This is a genomic window from Lentzea kristufekii, from assembly GCF_033949925.1.
GTDB lineage: Bacteria > Actinomycetota > Actinomycetes > Mycobacteriales > Pseudonocardiaceae > Lentzea > Lentzea kristufekii.
Genome location: NZ_JAXAVV010000001.1, coordinates 530,252 through 546,984 on the forward strand (window position 1 = coordinate 530,252; position 16,733 = coordinate 546,984).

The 16,733-nt window shown below is 68.6% G+C and carries 19 protein-coding genes; 8 read left to right on the forward strand and 11 right to left on the reverse strand.

Annotated features, from left to right (window positions below):
- Positions 1-40: 40 nt before the first annotated feature.
- The 4 genes from SK571_RS02625 to SK571_RS02640 form a co-directional block, all read right to left on the reverse strand.
- On the reverse strand, positions 41-517 hold the full coding sequence (locus SK571_RS02625) for an AMIN-like domain-containing (lipo)protein (RefSeq protein WP_319982384.1): 477 nt from the start codon (positions 515-517) through the stop codon (positions 41-43).
- A 64-nt stretch (positions 518-581) separates the two neighbouring features.
- Positions 582-1,058 carry an AMIN-like domain-containing (lipo)protein gene (locus tag SK571_RS02630; protein ID WP_319982385.1) on the reverse strand — a complete coding sequence of 159 codons (477 nt, stop codon included), beginning with the start codon at positions 1,056-1,058 and terminating at the stop codon, positions 582-584.
- Between the two features lie 19 nt (positions 1,059-1,077).
- On the reverse strand, positions 1,078-1,524 hold the full coding sequence (locus SK571_RS02635; RefSeq protein WP_319982386.1) for an AMIN-like domain-containing (lipo)protein: 447 nt from the start codon (positions 1,522-1,524) through the stop codon (positions 1,078-1,080).
- 59 nt (positions 1,525-1,583) lie between these two features.
- A complete protein-coding gene (locus tag SK571_RS02640; protein ID WP_319982387.1) occupies positions 1,584-2,132 on the reverse strand; it encodes a polysaccharide deacetylase family protein in 549 nt (182 codons plus the stop codon).
- Positions 2,133-2,442: 310 nt separating this feature from the next.
- On the opposite strand from SK571_RS02640, the gene SK571_RS02645 reads away from it, so the two are divergent.
- The 3 genes from SK571_RS02645 to SK571_RS02655 all read left to right on the forward strand — a co-directional run bounded on the left by SK571_RS02645 (position 2,443) and on the right by SK571_RS02655 (position 5,308).
- Complete coding sequence (locus SK571_RS02645) at positions 2,443-2,970, forward strand: YbhB/YbcL family Raf kinase inhibitor-like protein (protein WP_319982388.1); 528 nt, start codon at positions 2,443-2,445, stop codon at positions 2,968-2,970.
- A 485-nt stretch (positions 2,971-3,455) separates the two neighbouring features.
- Positions 3,456-4,829, forward strand: coding sequence for a mycothione reductase (locus SK571_RS02650; protein WP_319982389.1), 1,374 nt, complete (start codon positions 3,456-3,458; stop codon positions 4,827-4,829).
- Positions 4,830-4,894: 65 nt separating this feature from the next.
- The gene (locus SK571_RS02655; protein WP_319982390.1) at positions 4,895-5,308 is read left to right on the forward strand and encodes a hypothetical protein; all 414 of its coding nucleotides are present in this window, start codon (positions 4,895-4,897) and stop codon (positions 5,306-5,308) included.
- Here SK571_RS02655 and SK571_RS02660 read toward each other — a convergent pair whose 3' ends face one another.
- Both SK571_RS02660 and SK571_RS02665 read right to left on the reverse strand, forming a co-directional pair.
- The gene (locus tag SK571_RS02660) at positions 5,309-5,713 is read right to left on the reverse strand and encodes a VOC family protein (RefSeq protein ID WP_319982391.1); all 405 of its coding nucleotides are present in this window, start codon (positions 5,711-5,713) and stop codon (positions 5,309-5,311) included.
- Between the two features lie 56 nt (positions 5,714-5,769).
- Positions 5,770-6,957: an MFS transporter gene (locus SK571_RS02665; RefSeq protein ID WP_319982392.1), complete on the reverse strand. Its 1,188-nt coding sequence runs from the start codon at positions 6,955-6,957 to the stop codon at positions 5,770-5,772.
- Between the two features lie 105 nt (positions 6,958-7,062).
- On the opposite strand from SK571_RS02665, the gene SK571_RS02670 reads away from it, so the two are divergent.
- Genes SK571_RS02670 through SK571_RS02680 form a run of 3 tightly spaced genes read left to right on the forward strand, consistent with a single transcriptional unit; the run spans position 7,063 to position 9,970 of the window.
- Positions 7,063-7,734, forward strand: coding sequence for a FadR/GntR family transcriptional regulator (locus SK571_RS02670; RefSeq protein ID WP_319982393.1), 672 nt, complete (start codon positions 7,063-7,065; stop codon positions 7,732-7,734).
- A gap of 44 nt (positions 7,735-7,778) precedes the next feature.
- Positions 7,779-8,882, forward strand: a complete 1,104-nt coding sequence (locus SK571_RS02675; RefSeq protein ID WP_319982394.1) for an epoxide hydrolase family protein — start codon at positions 7,779-7,781, stop codon at positions 8,880-8,882.
- Positions 8,879-9,970, forward strand: a complete 1,092-nt coding sequence (locus SK571_RS02680) for a winged helix DNA-binding domain-containing protein (protein WP_319982395.1) — start codon at positions 8,879-8,881, stop codon at positions 9,968-9,970. Before SK571_RS02675 ends, SK571_RS02680 begins: the two co-directional genes overlap by 4 nt.
- On the opposite strand, the gene SK571_RS02685 is transcribed toward SK571_RS02680, so the two are convergent.
- A complete protein-coding gene (locus SK571_RS02685) occupies positions 9,967-10,860 on the reverse strand; it encodes a LysR family transcriptional regulator (protein ID WP_319982396.1) in 894 nt (297 codons plus the stop codon). The two genes, SK571_RS02680 and SK571_RS02685, sit on opposite strands and share 4 nt — an antisense overlap.
- Positions 10,861-10,933: 73 nt before the next feature.
- Here SK571_RS02685 and SK571_RS02690 point away from each other — a divergent pair, with 73 nt between their 5' ends.
- Entirely contained in the window at positions 10,934-11,827 is an 894-nt protein-coding gene (locus SK571_RS02690; RefSeq protein WP_319982397.1) for an EamA family transporter, read from the forward strand.
- Here the strand turns inward: SK571_RS02690 and SK571_RS02695 are convergent.
- The gene (locus SK571_RS02695; RefSeq protein ID WP_319982558.1) at positions 11,751-13,250 is read right to left on the reverse strand and encodes a cobyric acid synthase; all 1,500 of its coding nucleotides are present in this window, start codon (positions 13,248-13,250) and stop codon (positions 11,751-11,753) included. The genes SK571_RS02690 and SK571_RS02695 overlap by 77 nt on opposite strands.
- A 28-nt stretch (positions 13,251-13,278) precedes the next feature.
- On the opposite strand from SK571_RS02695, the gene SK571_RS02700 reads away from it, so the two are divergent.
- Positions 13,279-13,959, forward strand: a complete 681-nt coding sequence (locus SK571_RS02700; protein WP_319982398.1) for an alpha/beta fold hydrolase — start codon at positions 13,279-13,281, stop codon at positions 13,957-13,959.
- On the opposite strand, the gene map is transcribed toward SK571_RS02700, so the two are convergent.
- From map to SK571_RS02715, 3 genes are read right to left on the reverse strand one after another with little or no spacing between them, the layout of a single operon-like run.
- Entirely contained in the window at positions 13,946-14,803 is an 858-nt protein-coding gene (gene map / locus SK571_RS02705) for a type I methionyl aminopeptidase (RefSeq protein WP_319982399.1), read from the reverse strand. The genes SK571_RS02700 and map overlap by 14 nt on opposite strands.
- A gap of 10 nt (positions 14,804-14,813) precedes the next feature.
- Complete coding sequence (locus SK571_RS02710; protein WP_319982400.1) at positions 14,814-14,942, reverse strand: hypothetical protein; 129 nt, start codon at positions 14,940-14,942, stop codon at positions 14,814-14,816.
- Entirely contained in the window at positions 14,942-16,732 is a 1,791-nt protein-coding gene (locus tag SK571_RS02715) for a penicillin-binding transpeptidase domain-containing protein (protein ID WP_319982401.1), read from the reverse strand. The genes SK571_RS02710 and SK571_RS02715 overlap by 1 nt, the downstream gene beginning before the upstream one ends.
- Position 16,733 lies beyond the last annotated feature (1 nt).

Sequence of the window (16,733 nt, forward strand, 5' to 3'; positions counted from 1 at the left end):
GCGACTGCTGCCCCACGAGGCTTTGCTCTGCCTTTCCTGCCTACAGGCCGACGTCGATGACGAGCCGGTTCGGGCTCGTCAGCGTGAAGACCCGGTGCCACGAGTAGGGATTGCTGTAGCCGACAGCGATCCCGAGCGTGGCCTCGAAGTCGCACGTGAGCGCGACTCCGCGGATGTGGCTCAGGCCAGGCGTCGCGAAGTTCTGCGACCCCGTGTACGTCAGGTTCCCGTTGTCGTCGTGCGCGGCCGCACCGATCAACGTGACCGACAGGATCTCGTTGATCCCAGGCCCCGCAACGGTGATCGGGTTTCCGGACGCGCAGTGCGACACGCTGGTGACCTCACTGACCCGGTGCTCCGTCGGCAGCCCGGACAGGTCCAGCACCACGCGACTGAACCCGGCGTGCTGCCCGGTCCGGATGTTCGACAGCGTGGGCGTGCTCTGCGCCGACGCCATCGGGACGAACGTGAAGACCGCCAGTACCGCCACCATCAGCGCGACAAGACGTCTGTTCATCTTCGGCCCCCTCTCAGGGCTCACTAGATGTCTATCAGGACGTGTGACTCAGACCACAGTTGCGTCAGAACGAATAGACGTCGACGACGAGCCGGTCCGGGTTGGCCAGCGTGAACACCTTGTGCCACGACTGCGGGTCGTCGTAGCTGACCGCGATGCCGAGCGTCCCCTCGAAGTCGCACGTGATGGCGACGCCCTTCACGTTGGTCAGCCCCTGCGGCACGAAGTTGCGCGGCCCGAAGTACGTCGGGTCGAAGTTCTCGTCGTACGTCGCGGCGCCGTGGATCGTCGAGTGGAGGACCTCCGCGCCCTGCAACGGCACCAGGTCACCCGTGTTGCAGTTGGAGATCTCGGCGGGCACGGTCTCCTTGGAGATGTAGTTGCCCGGCAGGCCGTTCATGTCCAGCACGACCCGCTCGAACCCGTCGTGCTTGCCGGTCCTGATGTTCGTCAGCTCGGCGTGGCTACTGGCCGACGCCATCGGGACGATCGTGAACACCGCGGCCACCGCGAGCAGCACCGCACCCAGTCGCTTCTTCATCCGTCTCCCCCTCCGGGCGTCAGTGGTCGATGTCGACGACGACACGGGTCGGGTTGTCCAGGAACGAGATCCGGTAGGCCCGTCCCGCACCCGCGTACCCGATGGAGAAGCCCAGGTGCGCCTCGAAGTCGCACGTGTTCGTGACGCTCCGGACGTTCAGGAGCCCAGGCGTGTCGAACGAGCGCGGCCCGGTGTAGCGGTGGGCGTTGGCGGGCTGCATGGTGACGTCCAGGAACTCGTCACCCTTGGCCGTGATCGGTTTGCCGGACCCGCAGTGGTACGGCTCGGCCGACCGCCCCGCCGTCACCTCGGGCCGTGGTCCGGTGAAGTCGAACACGACCCGGTCGAACCCGGCGTGCCGCCCGGTCCGGATGTTCGTGAGCTCGGTCCCCTCGGCCGCCGACGCGGCCGGCACCACGCTCATCGCCATCCCCAAGGCGACGAGCGCGACAACAATGCGCTTCATCTCTCCCCCTCCCGAAAGTCCTCTCGTTCACACGCCGAACGAACCCTCGGGGTTGCCCGCTACGCCAGGAAGTCCTCCAGCGGCACCGGCGTCAGCCCGTCCTGCTTCGCCCGGTTCAGGAAGGCCGTGAAGTCCTCGACGAACGTCGTGCGGAAGTGCATGAGCACGATGTCGCCACGGACGAGCTTGTCCCCCTGCTGGAACTGCACCCGTCCGTCGTTGACCGCAGCGGTCCAGTTCACCAACGCCTTGAACCCACAACTGGCCGCCGCCTGGCGAGTAGTCGCGTCGTAGTTCCCGAACGGCGGCCGGAACAACGTGGGCCGCTTCCCGTAGTCCCCGGCGAGGAAGTCCGCGTTGCCGCAGATCTCGTTCTTCTGGAACTCGAACCCCTTCCCCAGCAGGTTCGGATGGTTCGACGTGTGACTGTGCACCGTCACGGGCAACTGCTTGAAGTAGTCCTTGTGCCCCTCGGCGTACTTCGTGTTCAGAAACACCGACGGCCACACCCCGGCCTCGATCATCAGCTCACGAGCCTTCGGATGCTGCACAGCCCCGTCGTCGATCGTGATGAACACGTACGGCTTGTCCGTCTCAATCCGCGTCACGACAGGCACCATCCCGTCCGCAACAGCAGGCGCCTTCGCCTGCACCGTCCCGTACGGATAGGGCGGCTCGAACATCCGCTTGGGCCGCTCCGACGAACTGGTCGTCACAGGCGCCAAAGACGTCGTCAACACCGGACCACCAGACTGGGACCCAGGCGCGTCCCCACACGCCACAACCCCAACAACCAGCAAAAAGGCAGCGAAAAGCCGCAACACGGACATCAAAATCCCCCTCCACGCGAAAGACGTCGCGCAGGCCCTCATGGTTGCACGGGACTAGGGTCGAAGTGATCACAAAAGGAGGACCCTCATGAGCCTCGAGCGCCCAGTCGCTCCCGACCCCTACGAGCTGCTACCGCAGGTCGGCACCTTCACCGTCACCTCGACGGACGTGCGCGACGGCGAGCAACTCCCCGACGCCCAGGTCTTCGAGGGCGGCAACACCTCCCCTCACCTGGCCTGGTCGGGCTTCCCCGAGGAGACCCGCAGCTTCGTGGTCACCTGCTTCGACCCGGACGCCCCGACCCCGTCGGGCTTCTGGCACTGGGTGGCCGTGAACATCCCGGCAACGACAACCCACCTGGACACCGGCGCAGGCGCCGAAGACGCCACACTTCCGGGTGACGCCTTCCACGTCCGCTCCGACTACAGCACCCGAGCCTTCGGCGGCGCGGCCCCACCCAAGGGCGACCACCCGCACCGCTACTACTTCGTGGTGCACGCGGTAGACGTGGACAAGCTGGACGTGGACGAGAACGCCTCCCCAGCGGTGGTGAGCTTCAACCTGGCCTTCCACACCCTGGCAAGGGCCATCATCACCCCCACCTACCAGCACTAACACCACTCACCCACCCCACCCACCGCGAAGCCGAAGGCGAGCCGCCCTCCCACGCGATGCCGAAGGCGAGCCGTCTTTCCATAAGGGCCGGGCGGTGGGGTCCCGTCACGAGTCGCGCCATAGCACTTGCTGCATGAGAGAAGGGGTGTCCCGCTCTTGGTGCGGCTCGTGACGGGACCCCACCGCCAACGCAACCCAGCTACGCAACCGGCAGCCGCCCAACGCAACAGAGAGCCATCAACCCGCCCACGGCGCCACCCCCGATCAGATTGCCGGGGGTCTGGGGGCAGAGCCCCCAGGGGAAAGCACGCAACCGCAAGCTCGCCGCCCGCAAGGTGACCACCCGCCAGGCCGCGGCAAGCAAAGGTGACCACCCGCCAGCCCGCCGCCCGCCAGCCACCCATCAACCCTGCCCACCCCCGCGTAAGCCCCCCGTAACCCCCAACCAGGGAACACCCCAAACCCAAAAATGGTTGGATCCACACGTGAGGCACTTCGACCTGGTCATCATCGGCACCGGCTCCGGCAACAGCATCCCGACGGAAGCCATGGCAGGCTGGCAGATCGCCATCCTGGAAAAGGGCACCTTCGGCGGCACCTGCCTCAACGTGGGCTGCATCCCCACCAAAATGTTCGTCCACACCGCAGACCAGGCCGCAGCCCCGGCCAACGCCAAAAAACTGGGCGTGGACGCCACCCTGGACGCAGTCCACTGGCCAGAGATCCGGGACCGGATCTTCAACAGGATCGACCCGATCGCCGAGGGCGGCCGCAACTGGCGCGCCAACGAGAACGCGAACGTGACGGTCTACGAGGGCACCGCGCACTTCATCGACGCGCACACGATCGACACCGGCACCGGCGAGACCATCACCGCGGACCGGATCGTCGTGGCCGCGGGCAGCCGTCCGACCATCCCGGACATCGCGGACCTGGACACCACGGGCTTCCACACCAGCGACACCGTCATGCGCCTCGACGAACTCCCCGAGAGCATGATCATCGTCGGCAGCGGCTTCATCGCCTCGGAGTTCGCGCACGTCTTCAGCAGCTTCGGCGTCGAGGTCACGCTGATCGCCCGGTCGAACCTCCTGCTCCGGCACGAGGACCTGGAGATCGCCCAGCGCTTCACCGAGGTCGCCAAGGGCAAGTGGAACGTCCTGCTCAACCGCAAGACCACCCGCGCCGAGAAGACCGCGACCGGTGTGAAGCTCCACCTCGAAGGTCCCAACGGCGAGGAAACCGTTGAGGCGCAACAGCTCCTCGTCGCGGTCGGCAGGCAGCCCAACAGCGATCTGCTGCAGGTCCAGAACGCCGGCCTCGACCAGCACCGGGACGGTCGCGTCAAGGTCGACGAGCACCAGCGCACGAGCCAGCCGCACATCTACGCCCTGGGCGACATCAGCTCCGACTACCAGCTCAAGCACGTGGCCAACCACGAGGCCAAGGTCGTCCAGCACAACCTGGTGAACCCCGACGACCAGATCAAGAGCGACCACCGGTTCGTGCCGGCCGCGGTCTTCTCCAGCCCGCAGATCGCGAGCGTCGGCCTGACCGAGGAACAGGCCAAGGAGAAGGGCATCCGCTACGTCACCGCCAGCCAGGCCTACGCCTCCATCGCGTACGGCTGGGCCATGGAGGACACGACCGGCTTCGCGAAGCTGATCGCGGACCCGGCCACCGGCCAGCTCCTCGGCGCGCACATCATCGGCCCGCAGGCCTCGTCGGTGATCCAGCCGCTGATCCAGGCGATGAGCTTCGGTCTGGACGCGAAGTCCATGGCGCGTGGCCAGTACTGGATCCATCCGGCGATGCCGGAACTGGTCGAGAACGCGCTCCTCAACCTGCCTTTGGACTGAAAAGCCCTGAAAGACAGGGACTTCCGCCGCTGCCCAAAAGCAGCGGCGCCAACGACGATGCAGCGATGACAGACAAAGTCCTCGTCGCCCACACGTCGAAAATCGCCGCCACGGACGAAATAGCCGAGATCATCGGCACCGAACTCGCGGGCTGCGGGCTGAGAGTCACCGTGCTCCCGGTCGCCGCGGCCGAGTCGCTCTACGGGTTCGGTGCCGTGATCATGGGTGACGCGGCGACCCGTGACGCGCACCGGTTCGTGAAGCGGCACAGGGTTTCCCTCAAGCACACGCCGATCTGGTTGTTCCACCGCGGCACGGCTCCCGTGCCGAACGACGTCATGCGCATGGTCCGCAGGCTGGGTGCCGGCGGACCGATCAGCTTCGGCGGTGGGGCACCGGACTGGGAACGCGCCCAGGCCTGGGCCCGCTACCTCGCCGACCAGCTCGCGGTGCTGCACCGCGGTTTCGTCTCCAACTAGCTAGGCCTGCTGGATGCGGACGGTGTTGCCGGCGGGATCGCGGAACACGCAGTCCCGCACTCCCCACGGCTGATCGGCCGGCTCCTGCACGACGTCCGCGCCACCGGTCTGAAGCTTCTCGAACGCCCCTTCGAGATCCGTCGTGGCCAGGTTGATGAACGCGTACGACCCGTTCTCGATCATCTCGGCGATAGCAGTGCGCTGACCGTCCGTGAGCCCGTCGGCCATGGCAGGCGGTTCCAGGACCACGGCAGAGCCTCCACCGGCAGGCGCGACGGTGATCCAGCGCATCGCGCCCTGTCCGACGTCGGCCCGGACCTCCCAGCCGAGCAGGTCGCGGTAGAACGCGAGCGAGGCCTCTGGGTCGGTGTGCGGGAGGAACGTGGCGTGAATGGTGATGTCCATGCCGGCAACGCTAGGACCAGCGCGAACGCGAAGCTTCTTGATTCCTGACCGACTGGCTAGACGTAGCGGGGACGCCCGGCGATCATGCCGAGCACGGTCAGTGCGGCCAGCAGCACCAGCTGCAGCGTCAACGACGTGGTCCACGTCCCGGTGGCCTCGCGCAGCACGCCGAACGCGAACGGCCCGGAAGCCGCGATCAGGTAGCCGATGCTCTGCGCCATCGCCGACAGCCGAGCGGTGTCCGAAGTGGACTTGGTCCGCAGCGACATCATCAGCAGCGCCAGCGGGAACATGCCCATGCCGAACCCGATCAGCACCACCCAGAGACCGGGTGCGGCCGCGGGCGCCACCAGCACGCCCAGGATCCCGGCGAACGACAGCACGCCCAACGCCAGGACCATCGGCGCCTGACTGGAGAACCGGGCGGCGATCGGCGGCACGAACAGGCTCACCGGAACGCTCAGCAGCATCGAGACCGCGAGCAGCATGCCGGCGGTGTTCCGGTCGACGCCGGAGTCGACGAGCATCGCGGGCAGCCAGCCCATGACGGTGTAGGCGAACAACGACTGCAGCCCGAAGAACACGGTGATCACCCACGCCAGCGGGCTGCGCAACAACGACCGCTTCTCCACCGGCGCGACCGAGCGCACCAAGGTCGACGCGGCCCCGTGCCGCGCACCGGCGAACCACACGACCAGAGCACCGGCCGACAGCAGCGCCCACGCGCCGACGGCCAGGCGCCACGAGCCGAGCCAGTCCTCCAGCCGAGGCGTCAACGCGGCGGCCAGGGCCGCACCCGCGGCGAGCGTTCCCGTGTACACACCGGTGAGCAGGCCGACCTTGTCCGGGAAGGACGACTTCACCACCACCGGGATCAGCACGTTGGACACCGCGATGCCCCCGCACGCGATGAAGGTGCCGCCCAGCACGACCCACGGACCGTCGATCACGCGCAGCACCAGGCCGAGCGTGAGCACCCCCAGTGAAAGTCCGATCGCGCGAGCCATGCCGAGGCGGCGACCCAGCCAAGGGGCCGCGAAGGCCGCGAAGCCGAAACAAAGCGCCGGAACGGCCGTCAGCGCACTGGTCCATGCGGCCGAAACCCCAAGGGCGGCGCGGACATCACCGAGGACCGAGGCCAGACTGGTCACCGCAGGGCGGAGATTCGCGGCAGCGAGGGCGACCCCGATCGCGAGCAACGTGGACCCGACCAGCGGAACGTGACGATTCTTGACGACCGTCACCCTGCGACCTGGATCGGTGGCAGTCTGTGCGGCAAGAGTCGTCTGCTTCATCGTCACGCGAGCCACTATCGCAGACGTAGGATGTTCGGATGAAAGGATGACGCTGTGCCGTTGGCCACTACCCGACGGGCGGGCCTCGTCGACCAGGTGATCGAGCAGATGCGCGGCGCGATCACGACTGGTGAATGGCCCGTCGGGCAGCGCATCCCGCCCGAACCCGAGCTGGTCACCGCGCTCGGGGTGGGGCGGAACACGGTCAGAGAGGCCGTGCGCGCGCTCTCCCACGCCGGACTGCTGGAGGTGCGGCAGGGCGACGGCACGTTCGTCCGCGCGACCAGCGAGATCTCCGGCGCGGTCCGCCGCATGTGCGGGACCGAGCTGAAAGAAGTGCTCCAGGTCCGCCGCACCCTCGAGATGGAGGGCGCACGCCTGGCCGCGAAGCACCGCACGGACGCCGAACTGGCGCGCCTCACCGAGTTGCTGCACAAGCGCGACGCGGCGATGGAGAGCGAGCAGTGGGCCGAGGTGATCGAGCACGACACCGCGTTCCACGTGCTGCTCGTGCAGTGCTCGCACAACACGCTTCTAGCCGAGCTCTACCAGGGCTTGACCGAGGCGGTCAAAGCTTCGGTGGCGGCCTCTGTCGACACCAGCCAGCCCGGCCAGGACCAGGTGTCGCACACCGGGCTGCTGCACGCGGTCCGGGACGGCGACCAGGAGAAGGCGGCGATCGAGGCGGGCGGGTTCTTCGAGGAGCTGATCGAGAAGTTCTGCTGAAACGCGGACAAGGGCTGTCCGCATGAGCTCATAGCGTGGGGGCCATGGAGATCACGCCGTTCCGCATCGAGATCCCGCAGGCGGAGATCGACGACCTCCGCTCCCGCCTGGCCGGCACGCGCTGGCCGGAGGACGACCTGCCGGGCGTCGGCTGGTCCTACGGCATCCCGCTGAGCTACCTGCGCCCGCTGGCCGAGTACTGGCGCGACGGGTTCGACTGGCGCGCGCAGGAGGAGCGGCTCAACTCGTACCCCCAGTTCACGACCGAGATCAGCGGGCAGCGCATCCACTTCCTGCACGTCCGCTCGCAGAACCCGGACGCGACACCGCTGCTGCTCGTCCACGGCTGGCCCGGCTCGTTCGTCGAGTTCCTCAACGTGATCGAGCCGCTGTCGGAGGACTTCCACCTCGTCATCCCGTCGATCCCCGGCTTCGGCTTCTCCGGCCCGGTCCGCAAGCCCGGCTGGAACGTCCTGCGCGTCTCGTGGGCGTTCGCGAAGCTGATGGAGGGCCTGGGCTACGACCGCTACGGCACGCAGGGCGGCGACTGGGGTTCGGGCATCGCGCAGGAGATCGGCCGGGTGTTCCCCGAGCAGGTCATCGGCGTGCACGTGAACATGCTGCAGACCTTCCGGCCGCAGGGCGTCAACGACCTGTCGGACGAGGAGCTGCGCGCGCTGGAATCGCTCGACCACTACCAGAAGGAACTCTCCGGCTACATGCACCTGCAGCGCAGCCGGCCGCGCACGCTGTCGTACGCGCTGACGGACTCGGCCGTCGGACAGCTCGCGTGGATCGCGGAGAAGTTCCACGACTGGACGGACAACGAGGGCGTGCCCGAGGACGCGGTGGACCGCGACCAGATGCTGACCAACGTGTCCATCTACTGGTTCACCGCCACGGCGGGCTCCTCGGCGGCGCTGTACAAGGAGCAGTCGGCGTCCTGGGGTCAGCAACAGCCTTCGACGGTGCCGACGGGCGTCGCGATCTTCCCGCACGACCTGAGCCTGCCGGTGCGGTCGCTGGCGGAGAAGATGATCCCGTCGATCGTGCACTGGACCGAGTTCGACCGCGGCGGTCACTTCGCCGCGATGGAGGAGCCGGACCTGCTGGTCCAAGACATCAGGAAGTTCTTCGAATCGCTGTGAGCACAACACTCTCGAACCGCACCCTCAACCGGACCCTCCTGGCGCGGCAGCTGCTCCTGGAGCGGACGTCCATGCCGATCGTCGAGGCCGTCGAGCACCTCGGCGGCCTTCAGGCCCAGGCACCGATCCCGCCGTACCTCGCGCTGTGGACGCGGCTCAAGCCGTACAAGGTCGACGCGCTCAGCAAGCTCATCATCGACCGGTCGCTGGTGCGGATGACGTTGTGGCGCGGCACTTTGCACCTGATCTCGGCCGACGACGTGTACCTGATGCGCACCGCGTTGCAGCCGGAGCTCAACAAGTGGGCGAAGATCGTGATGCCGCCCGCCACCCGCGTCGAGATCGACCTGGAGAAGCTGGCGCGGATCACCCGCGAGTACATCGACGCCGAGCCGCGCACGGTCGCGGAGATCGGCGCGCACCTGGAGGAGCACTTCCCCGAGGCCAAGGCCCGCGAGATGTCCACGCAGGCGCAGATGCTGGTGCCGATGATCCAGGTGCCGCCGCGCGGGATCTGGGGCGTGGGCGGCGTTCCGCAGAACGTCGCGATGGCGACGTGGCTCGGGCGCGAGCTTCCCGAGCGGGCGGCGGTACCGGAGCTGATCAAGCGCTACCTGCGGGCGTTCGGGCCGGCCACGCTCGCGGACATGCAGGCCTGGTCGCGGTTGATCGGGCTCAAGGCGCACGCGGCGGACCTCGAACTGGTGGAGTACGAGAACGAGGAGGGCAAGGTGCTGCTGGACGTGCCGGACGGCGTGATCGTCTCCGAGGACGTGCCGGCACCCGCACGGCTGCTGCCCGCTTTCGACAACGTGTTGCTGGGGCACGCGGACCGCAAGCGGATCATGAGCGAGGACGCGCGGTCGCGCTGGGGCGCGGTGCGCAACGGCGTGTTCCCGCCGACGTTCCTGGTGGACGGTTTTCTGCGCGGCACCTGGAACGTGGTGGAGAACAAGGACGCGGCGACGCTGACGATCGAGCCGTACTTCAAGACCACCAAGAAGGACATGGCCGGCGTGATCCGCGAGGCCAAGGCGGTGCTGAAGGTGATGGCGCCCAAGAAGCCGCACGTGATCGTCGCCCCTTAGAGCGCCATCTGCTTGATCACGTCGAGAGTCGCGGTGATGGCGGGCCGGCGCGAGGCCTGCGTCCGCCACACCGCGTACAGCCGCCGGGTGGGCGTGGGCCGCAACGGCACGGCCCTGACGCCGTCCGGCACCTCCTCCCTGCCGAGCCGCGGGATCAGTGCGACGCCGATCCCCTTGGCCAGCAACGCCATCTGCGTCCGGTACTCGCTGATCCGGTACGCCACCACGGGTTCGATGCCCGCGCCGTGGAACGTCCGCTCCAGCCAGTCGAAGCAGATCGACCCCTCGGTCTGGCAGATCCACCGCTCGCCGGCGAGGTCGACGGGTTCGAGGAACTCCTTGCGCGACAACGGATTCGCGTCCGGGATCAGCACCTCGGCGACGTCGTCGCCGATGAAGACGCGGGACAGCGACTCCGGCACCGGGAGTGGCGTGTTCGCCCAGTCGTGCACGATCGCGAGGTCGAGCTCGCCGCGTGCGACGGCCTCGGTGGCGTAGGGCGGGTCGATCTCCGTGAGCCGCACGTCCAGGGCCGGGTGCTGCTCGGCCAGGCTCACCAGGACGTCGGGCAGCAGGCCGCGCGAGGCCGTGGCGAAGGCGCCGATGCACAGGCGGCCGATCGCGGCGCCGCGCTGTTCCTCCAGCGCCACCTCCGCCTCCTCGACCAGCTTGAGGACCTGGGCGGCGGTGTCGGCGAGCAGGCGGGCGGCGTCGGTGAGGCGGACGCCGCGGCCGCTGCGTTCCAGCAGCGTGGTGCGGGTTTCGCGTTCGAGTTTCGCGATCTGCTGCGAGACGGCGGACGGCGTGTAGCCGAGCACGTCCGCGGCGGCGCCGACCGTGCCGTGCACGGCGATGGCGTGCAGTGCCTTCAGCCTTCCCAAATCGAGCATGTAGCGATACTAAACTCAGCACCTTAGAAATCGGAACTAGTGCTAAATAGTTAGCGGGCGCAAGCTTGAGGGCATGAGTCCCCGCCACGTCCTGCTCGCTGTGCTGGTTGCCGCCATCTGGGGCTTCAACTTCGTCGTGCTCAAGGTCGGCCTGGACGAGTTCCCGCCGATCCTGTTCTCCGCGCTGCGGTTCCTCGCGGCGGCGGTGCCCGCGATCTTCTTCATCGGCCGGCCGTCGGTGGCGTGGCGCTGGGTCATCTCGGTCGGGCTGGTGCTGGGCGTCGCGAAGTTCAGCTTCCTGTTCATCGGCCTCAAGGCGGGCATGCCGGCGGGGCTGTCGAGCCTGGTGCTGCAGAGCCAGGTCATCTTCACTGCGGTGTTCGCGGCGGTCGTGCTGCGCGAACGGCCGAAGCCCGTGCAGATCACCGGCATCGCGCTGGCGCTCGCGGGGATCGGGGTGATCGCGTGGGACTACGGCCTCTCGTCACCGCTGCTCGGGTTCGTGCTGATCGTCGCGGCGGCGGTCTGCTGGGGGGTGTCGAACGTGCTGATGCGGTACGCACGGCCGGCGGACACGTTGCGGTTCATGGTGTGGGTGAGTGCCGTCGCGGTGCTTCCGCTGTTCGCCCTGTCGGCGCTGACGGAGGACATGAGCGCGCTCGGCCGCCTCGACTGGGCCGGCGTGGGCGCGGTCGGGTACGTCGCGTGGATCTCGACGTTGCTCGGGTTCGGCATCTGGGGATTCCTGCTGCGCCAGTACGAGTCGTCCGTCGTGGCGCCGTTCTCGTTGCTGGTGCCGGTGTTCGGGATGTTCTCGGCGTGGGCGTTCCTCGGCGAGAACCTGAGCGGGCTGCAGGCCGTCGCCGGTGGCCTGGTGCTGGTCGGGCTGGCTATTCCGCAGCTGATGGGGCGCCGGGCGGCACGAACGGCAGTCCTGCCGGAGCCCCTCGTTCCAGCAGGTCGATGACGGCCTTCGTGTCGAGGTGGTCGGCGACCAGGTCGCCCAGCAGGTCCAGCTGGGCCTCGCGGGCGGCCTGGAAGCTCACCTCGCCCGGTTCGAAGTCGCGGCCCGCGCGGTCGGCCGCCCAGCGCAGGAACCGGCGGCGGAACGCGTCGTTCTCCAGCAGGCCGTGCCAGTGGGTGCCGAGCACGCGGTCGGTCTGGGCACCTTCGTCACCGATGAGCGGGGTCTCACCGCTGCGGACGACCTGGCCGTGGTGGATCTCGTAGCCGGTGACGGGCTCGTCCCACGCGGTGCCCGACGGCGTGGCGAGCGTCTTGCGCGGCTGGAAGCGGATGTCGACGTCGAGCAGGCCGAGGCCGTCGACCGTGCCGCGTCCCGACTCGACGTCGTCCTCGATGCGCCTGGACAACATCTGGAACCCGCCGCAGATGCCGAGCACCGGGCCTTCGAAGCGCTGGATCGCCTGCGCCAGGCCGGTTTCCCGCAGCCAGGCGAGGTCGGAGACGGTCGCCTTCGAGCCGGGCAGCACGACCAGGTCCGCGTCGGCCAGCCGGGACGGCTCCGTCACGAACCGCACCGAGACGCCGGGCTCGCAGGCCAGCGCCTCGACGTCGGTGGCGTTCGACACGCGCGGCAACCGGATCACGGCGACCCGCAGCCAGTCGTGCTTCGGCGGCCGCGGCCTGCCGATCACGCCGTCCGCGTTGTAGGACAACGAGTCCTCGGCGTCGAGCCAGAGCTCCTCGCTCCACGGCAGCACACCGAGCACCGGCCGGCCGGTGAGCTGCTTCAGCTGCCTCAGGCCCGGTTCGAGCAGGCGCGGGTCGCCGCGGAACTTGTTGACGACGAAGCCGGAGACCAACGCCTGGTCCGCGGCGTCCAGCACCGCGACCGTGCCGAAGAGGTGCGCGAACACGCCACCGCGGTCGATGTCGCCGACGACGAGCACCGGCAGGTTCGCGTTGACGGCCAGGCCCATGTTCGCGATGTCGTTGGCACGCAGGTTGATCTCGGCCGGCGAGCCCGCGCCCTCGCAGATCACGACCTCGTGGTCCCGCCTCAGGTCGTCCAAAGTGGACAGCACGGTGCCGAGCAGCTGTTGCTTCCGGTCGCGGTAGCTCAGCGCGGAGACCTCGCCGACAGCCTGGCCGAGCACGACGACCTGGGACGTGCGGTCGCTGCCGGGCTTGAGCAGCACCGGGTTGAACCTGACGCTGGGCTCCTTGAACGCCGCCCGCGCCTGCACCGCCTGGGCGCGCCCGATCTCCCCGCCGTCGAGTGTGACGAACGAGTTGTTCGACATGTTCTGCGCCTTGAACGGCACGACGTCGACGCCCTGGCGTGCCAGAAAGCGGCACAGACCGGCCACCAGGACGCTCTTGCCCGCGTCGGAGGTCGTCCCACAGATCAACATCGCGCCCCGCATGGACGCCAATGCTGCCATCATCACCCCCATGCTCACCGTCGTGCTCATGCACAGCCCGTTCCTCGGCCCGTCGAGCATGCGCCCGCTCGCCGACGAACTGGCCTCCGACGGGGTGGCCGTCCTGCTGGTCGACCTGCAGATGAGGATCAACGAGGCGCCCGTGCACCAGCGGCTGATCGGCGCATTCGCCGACGCCCTGGAGGACGCCGGCGTCGGCGGCCCGCTGGTGCTGGTGGGCCACAGCGGCGCGGGCCCGTTGCTGCCGGCCTTCGCCGACGCCCTCGAACTGGACGTGGCCGGGCTGGTGTTCCTCGACTCCGACCTGCCGACGCCGGGCAGGGCGTGGCGCGAGACCGTCGATCCGGCCCTCGTGAGCCAGCTCAAGGCGTCCGTGCGGGACGGCAGGCTGCCGCGCTGGGACCGCTGGTTCGATTCGGACCCGCTGAAGCTCGTGCCCGCCGGCCTGAGCGAGGAGATGCGCGACGAGGCACCCGAGGTGCCGTGGGAGTTCCTGAAGGAGCAGCGCCCGACCGTCGAGTGGTCCGGCGCGTGCGGGTACGTGCTGCTGTCGTCGTTCTACGAGGACGCGGCAGCGCGCGCCGCCGAACTCGGCTGGCCCGTGGAACGCCTGGAGTCGCACCACCTGGCGGCCGCGACGTCGCCGTCGGCTGTCGCGGCCGCGCTGAAGGCCGTGATCAGCAAATTGTGAGGATCTCCGAGCCCGTCTCGGTCACGACGATCGTGTGCTCGAACTGAGCGGTCCAGCTCTTGTCCTTCGTGGTGACGGTCCAGCCGTCGTCCCACATCTCGCCCTCGTAGTTCCCGAGCGTGATCATCGGCTCGATCGTGAACGTCATGCCGGGCTCCAGCACCGTCTTCACCGACGGCTCGTCGTAGTGCAGGACCACGAGCCCGCTGTGGAACGTGCGGCCGATGCCGTGGCCGGTGAAGTCGCGCACGACGCCGTAGCCGAACCGGTTCGCGTACGCCTCGATGACGCGGCCGACGACGTTGAGCTCGCGGCCGGGCTTCACGGCCTTGATGGCGCGCATCGTCGCCTCGTGCGTGCGCTCGACGAGGAGCTTGGCCTCCTCGGACACGTTGCCCGCGAGGAAGGTGGCGTTCGTGTCGCCGTGCACGCCACCGATGAACGCGGTGACGTCGATGTTCACGATGTCGCCGTCCTCGACGACGGTGCTGTCCGGGATGCCGTGGCAGATGACCTCGTTGAGCGAGGTGCAGCACGACTTCGGGAAGCCGCGGTAGCCCAGCGTCGACGGGTACGCGCCGTTGTCGCACAGGAACTCGTGCGCCACGGCGTCGATCTCGTCCGTCGTCACGCCGGGCACGACGACCTTGCCGGCCTCCTGCAGCGCCTGGGCGGCGAGGCGCCCGGCGATCCGCATGGCTTCGATGATCTCCGGCGTCTGCACCCACGGGTCGGTGCCGCGCGTCGGCGCGGGCTTGCCCACGTACTCGGGACGCACGATGCGCGAGGGGACCTGACGCCGCGGAGATTGCACACCGGGTTGCAGCGGAGCACGAACAGACATGCTCTCCAGATTAGCCTTGTGCGCGTCGCACGCCCTGAACCTGGTCCTCCGCCCTCGGCTCGGGCAGCCCGGGCACCGGCAGCAGGATGCCAGCCCGGATCAGGCGTTCACGCGTGGTCAGGTCCTTGGTCTTGCTCATCACGGCACCGCCTTGAGGAAACTCGCCGCCACCTCCACGGCTGGTGTCGATGTTTCCCCGCTGAGCACCAGGGTCGCGAACGCGAGATCGCCCCGGTAGCCCATGAACCACCCGTGTGAGTGCACGCCGTCACCGAACTGCGCCGTGCCAGTCTTGCCCCGCACGTCTCCGTACGGCTTGAGTTGCGGTGCAGTGCCCGACTCGACGACCTCGCGCATCATGGCGCGCACCGGGTCCAGCGCGGCCACGGGCGGTGCGGCGGGTTGTTTGTCCGCTTTGGTCTCCTTGCCCCGCACCAGTTGCGGCACCGGCACCGAGCCCTTCACGATCGACGCCGAGACGAGCGCCATGCCGAACGGCGAGGCCAGCACCTTGCCCTGGCCGAACGCGTCCTCGGCCCGTTCCACGACGTCGGTCGCGGGCGGCACGGACCCGGTGATCGTGGTGAGGCCCGCGATGTCGAAGTCGACGCCGAGCCCCAGCGACAGCGCGGCACTCGGCAGCAGATCCGGCGGCATGTCGACGGCGAGCTGCGCGAACGACGTGTTGCAGGAGAACGCGAACGCCGAGTGCAGCGGGATCGTGCCCTTGTCGAACTCGTTGGAGTTCGGCACGATCCGCCGCCCGTCGATGGTGGTCTTGCCGGGGCACGGCACCGGGGTGTCGGCGGTGACCTTGCCGGACTGGATCGCGGCCAGCGCCGAGACCGCCTTCATCGTGGAGCCGGGCGGGAAGCGGCCGGTCAGCGCGAGCGCGCCCTGGGCATCGGCCGGGTCGTTCTGCGCGACGGCCAGGATGTCGCCGGTGGACGGCTGGATGGCCACCAGGATCGTGGGCTGCGTGAGCGGCTCGACGGCATCCTCCGCGGCGGCCTGGACGGCCCGCGACAACGCGATGTTCACGGCCTTGGCGGGCTCGGGGGCCTTCGAGTGCAGTTCCTCGACCTCGGTGCCCTGCGCGTCGACCGTGCTGACGCGGAACCCCGCGTTGCCGGCGATGTCGTTCTCGACGAGTTTGCGCACCGCCGGCAGCACCTGGGAGCCGAAGTTGCGGCTCGGCGCCAGCAACGACGTCTGCGAGCTGAACCGCACGCCGGGCAGTTCGTAGATCTTCGGCTTCACCGACTGGTAGTCCGCGTCCCGCAGCGCCGCGACCTGGTAGGCCTGGCCCTCCGGGGTCTTGCCCACGCCGTCGGTGATCGTCTGCTGGGTGATGGCCTTGTCGAGCGGGTTCAGCGCGTCGGCGAGGGACTTCGAGACGGCCGCGACGTCACCGGCCTCCTTGCCGACGAGCAGCACCGAGACGACGCGTTCGGGGGCGAGCAACGGCGTGCCGTCGCGGTCGAGCACCGGCGCCGGGTCCGGCGTGAGCTCGGTGAGCTTGATCGTCTGCTGCGGTGCGAGCTTCGGATGCGCCACCGACGACGCCCAGTGCACCTTCCAGGTGTCGCCGTCCTGGCGCACCTCGAACTTGGTCGGGTACGTCCAGTGGCGGTTCTTGCCGAGGTTCCAGTCGAGCGTGACGGACGCTTCGGACGCCAGCTCGCCGTTCTTGCGGATCTGGTCGACCTTGCTGCTCAGGCCCTCCGGCTTGAGCGCTCCCCGGAACTTCTCGAGGGTGTCCTTGGCGTCGTTCGGGTCGTCTGTCATCCCGGCGGCACCCTGCACGTCACCGGACGCGAGCTTCGCCAGGAAGTCGTTGGTGATCTCCGGGGCCCCTGGTTCGGATTCGAACAGCCCACAGCCGCTCACCGTCAGCAGGACCACCGTGATCGTCGCGAGAAGGCGCACT

Excerpts from the sequence above, each read along its gene's own strand:
- SK571_RS02660 (WP_319982391.1), bottom strand. The coding sequence starts at position 5,713 with ATGGACATCACCATTCACGCCACGTTCCTCCCGCACACCGACCCAGAG.
- SK571_RS02700 (WP_319982398.1), top strand. The coding sequence starts at position 13,279 with ATGCTCACCGTCGTGCTCATGCACAGCCCGTTCCTCGGCCCGTCGAGC.
- SK571_RS02710 (WP_319982400.1), bottom strand. The coding sequence starts at position 14,942 with ATGAGCAAGACCAAGGACCTGACCACGCGTGAACGCCTGATCCGGGCT.
- SK571_RS02695 (WP_319982558.1), bottom strand. The coding sequence starts at position 13,250 with ATGCGGGGCGCGATGTTGATCTGTGGGACGACCTCCGACGCGGGCAAG.
- SK571_RS02630 (WP_319982385.1), bottom strand. The coding sequence starts at position 1,058 with ATGAAGAAGCGACTGGGTGCGGTGCTGCTCGCGGTGGCCGCGGTGTTC.
- SK571_RS02635 (WP_319982386.1), bottom strand. The coding sequence starts at position 1,524 with ATGAAGCGCATTGTTGTCGCGCTCGTCGCCTTGGGGATGGCGATGAGC.
- SK571_RS02625 (WP_319982384.1), bottom strand. The coding sequence starts at position 517 with ATGAACAGACGTCTTGTCGCGCTGATGGTGGCGGTACTGGCGGTCTTC.
- SK571_RS02690 (WP_319982397.1), top strand. The coding sequence starts at position 10,934 with ATGAGTCCCCGCCACGTCCTGCTCGCTGTGCTGGTTGCCGCCATCTGG.
- SK571_RS02655 (WP_319982390.1), top strand. The coding sequence starts at position 4,895 with ATGACAGACAAAGTCCTCGTCGCCCACACGTCGAAAATCGCCGCCACG.
- SK571_RS02685 (WP_319982396.1), bottom strand. The coding sequence starts at position 10,860 with ATGCTCGATTTGGGAAGGCTGAAGGCACTGCACGCCATCGCCGTGCAC.
- SK571_RS02675 (WP_319982394.1), top strand. The coding sequence starts at position 7,779 with ATGGAGATCACGCCGTTCCGCATCGAGATCCCGCAGGCGGAGATCGAC.
- map (WP_319982399.1), bottom strand. The coding sequence starts at position 14,803 with ATGTCTGTTCGTGCTCCGCTGCAACCCGGTGTGCAATCTCCGCGGCGT.
- SK571_RS02645 (WP_319982388.1), top strand. The coding sequence starts at position 2,443 with ATGAGCCTCGAGCGCCCAGTCGCTCCCGACCCCTACGAGCTGCTACCG.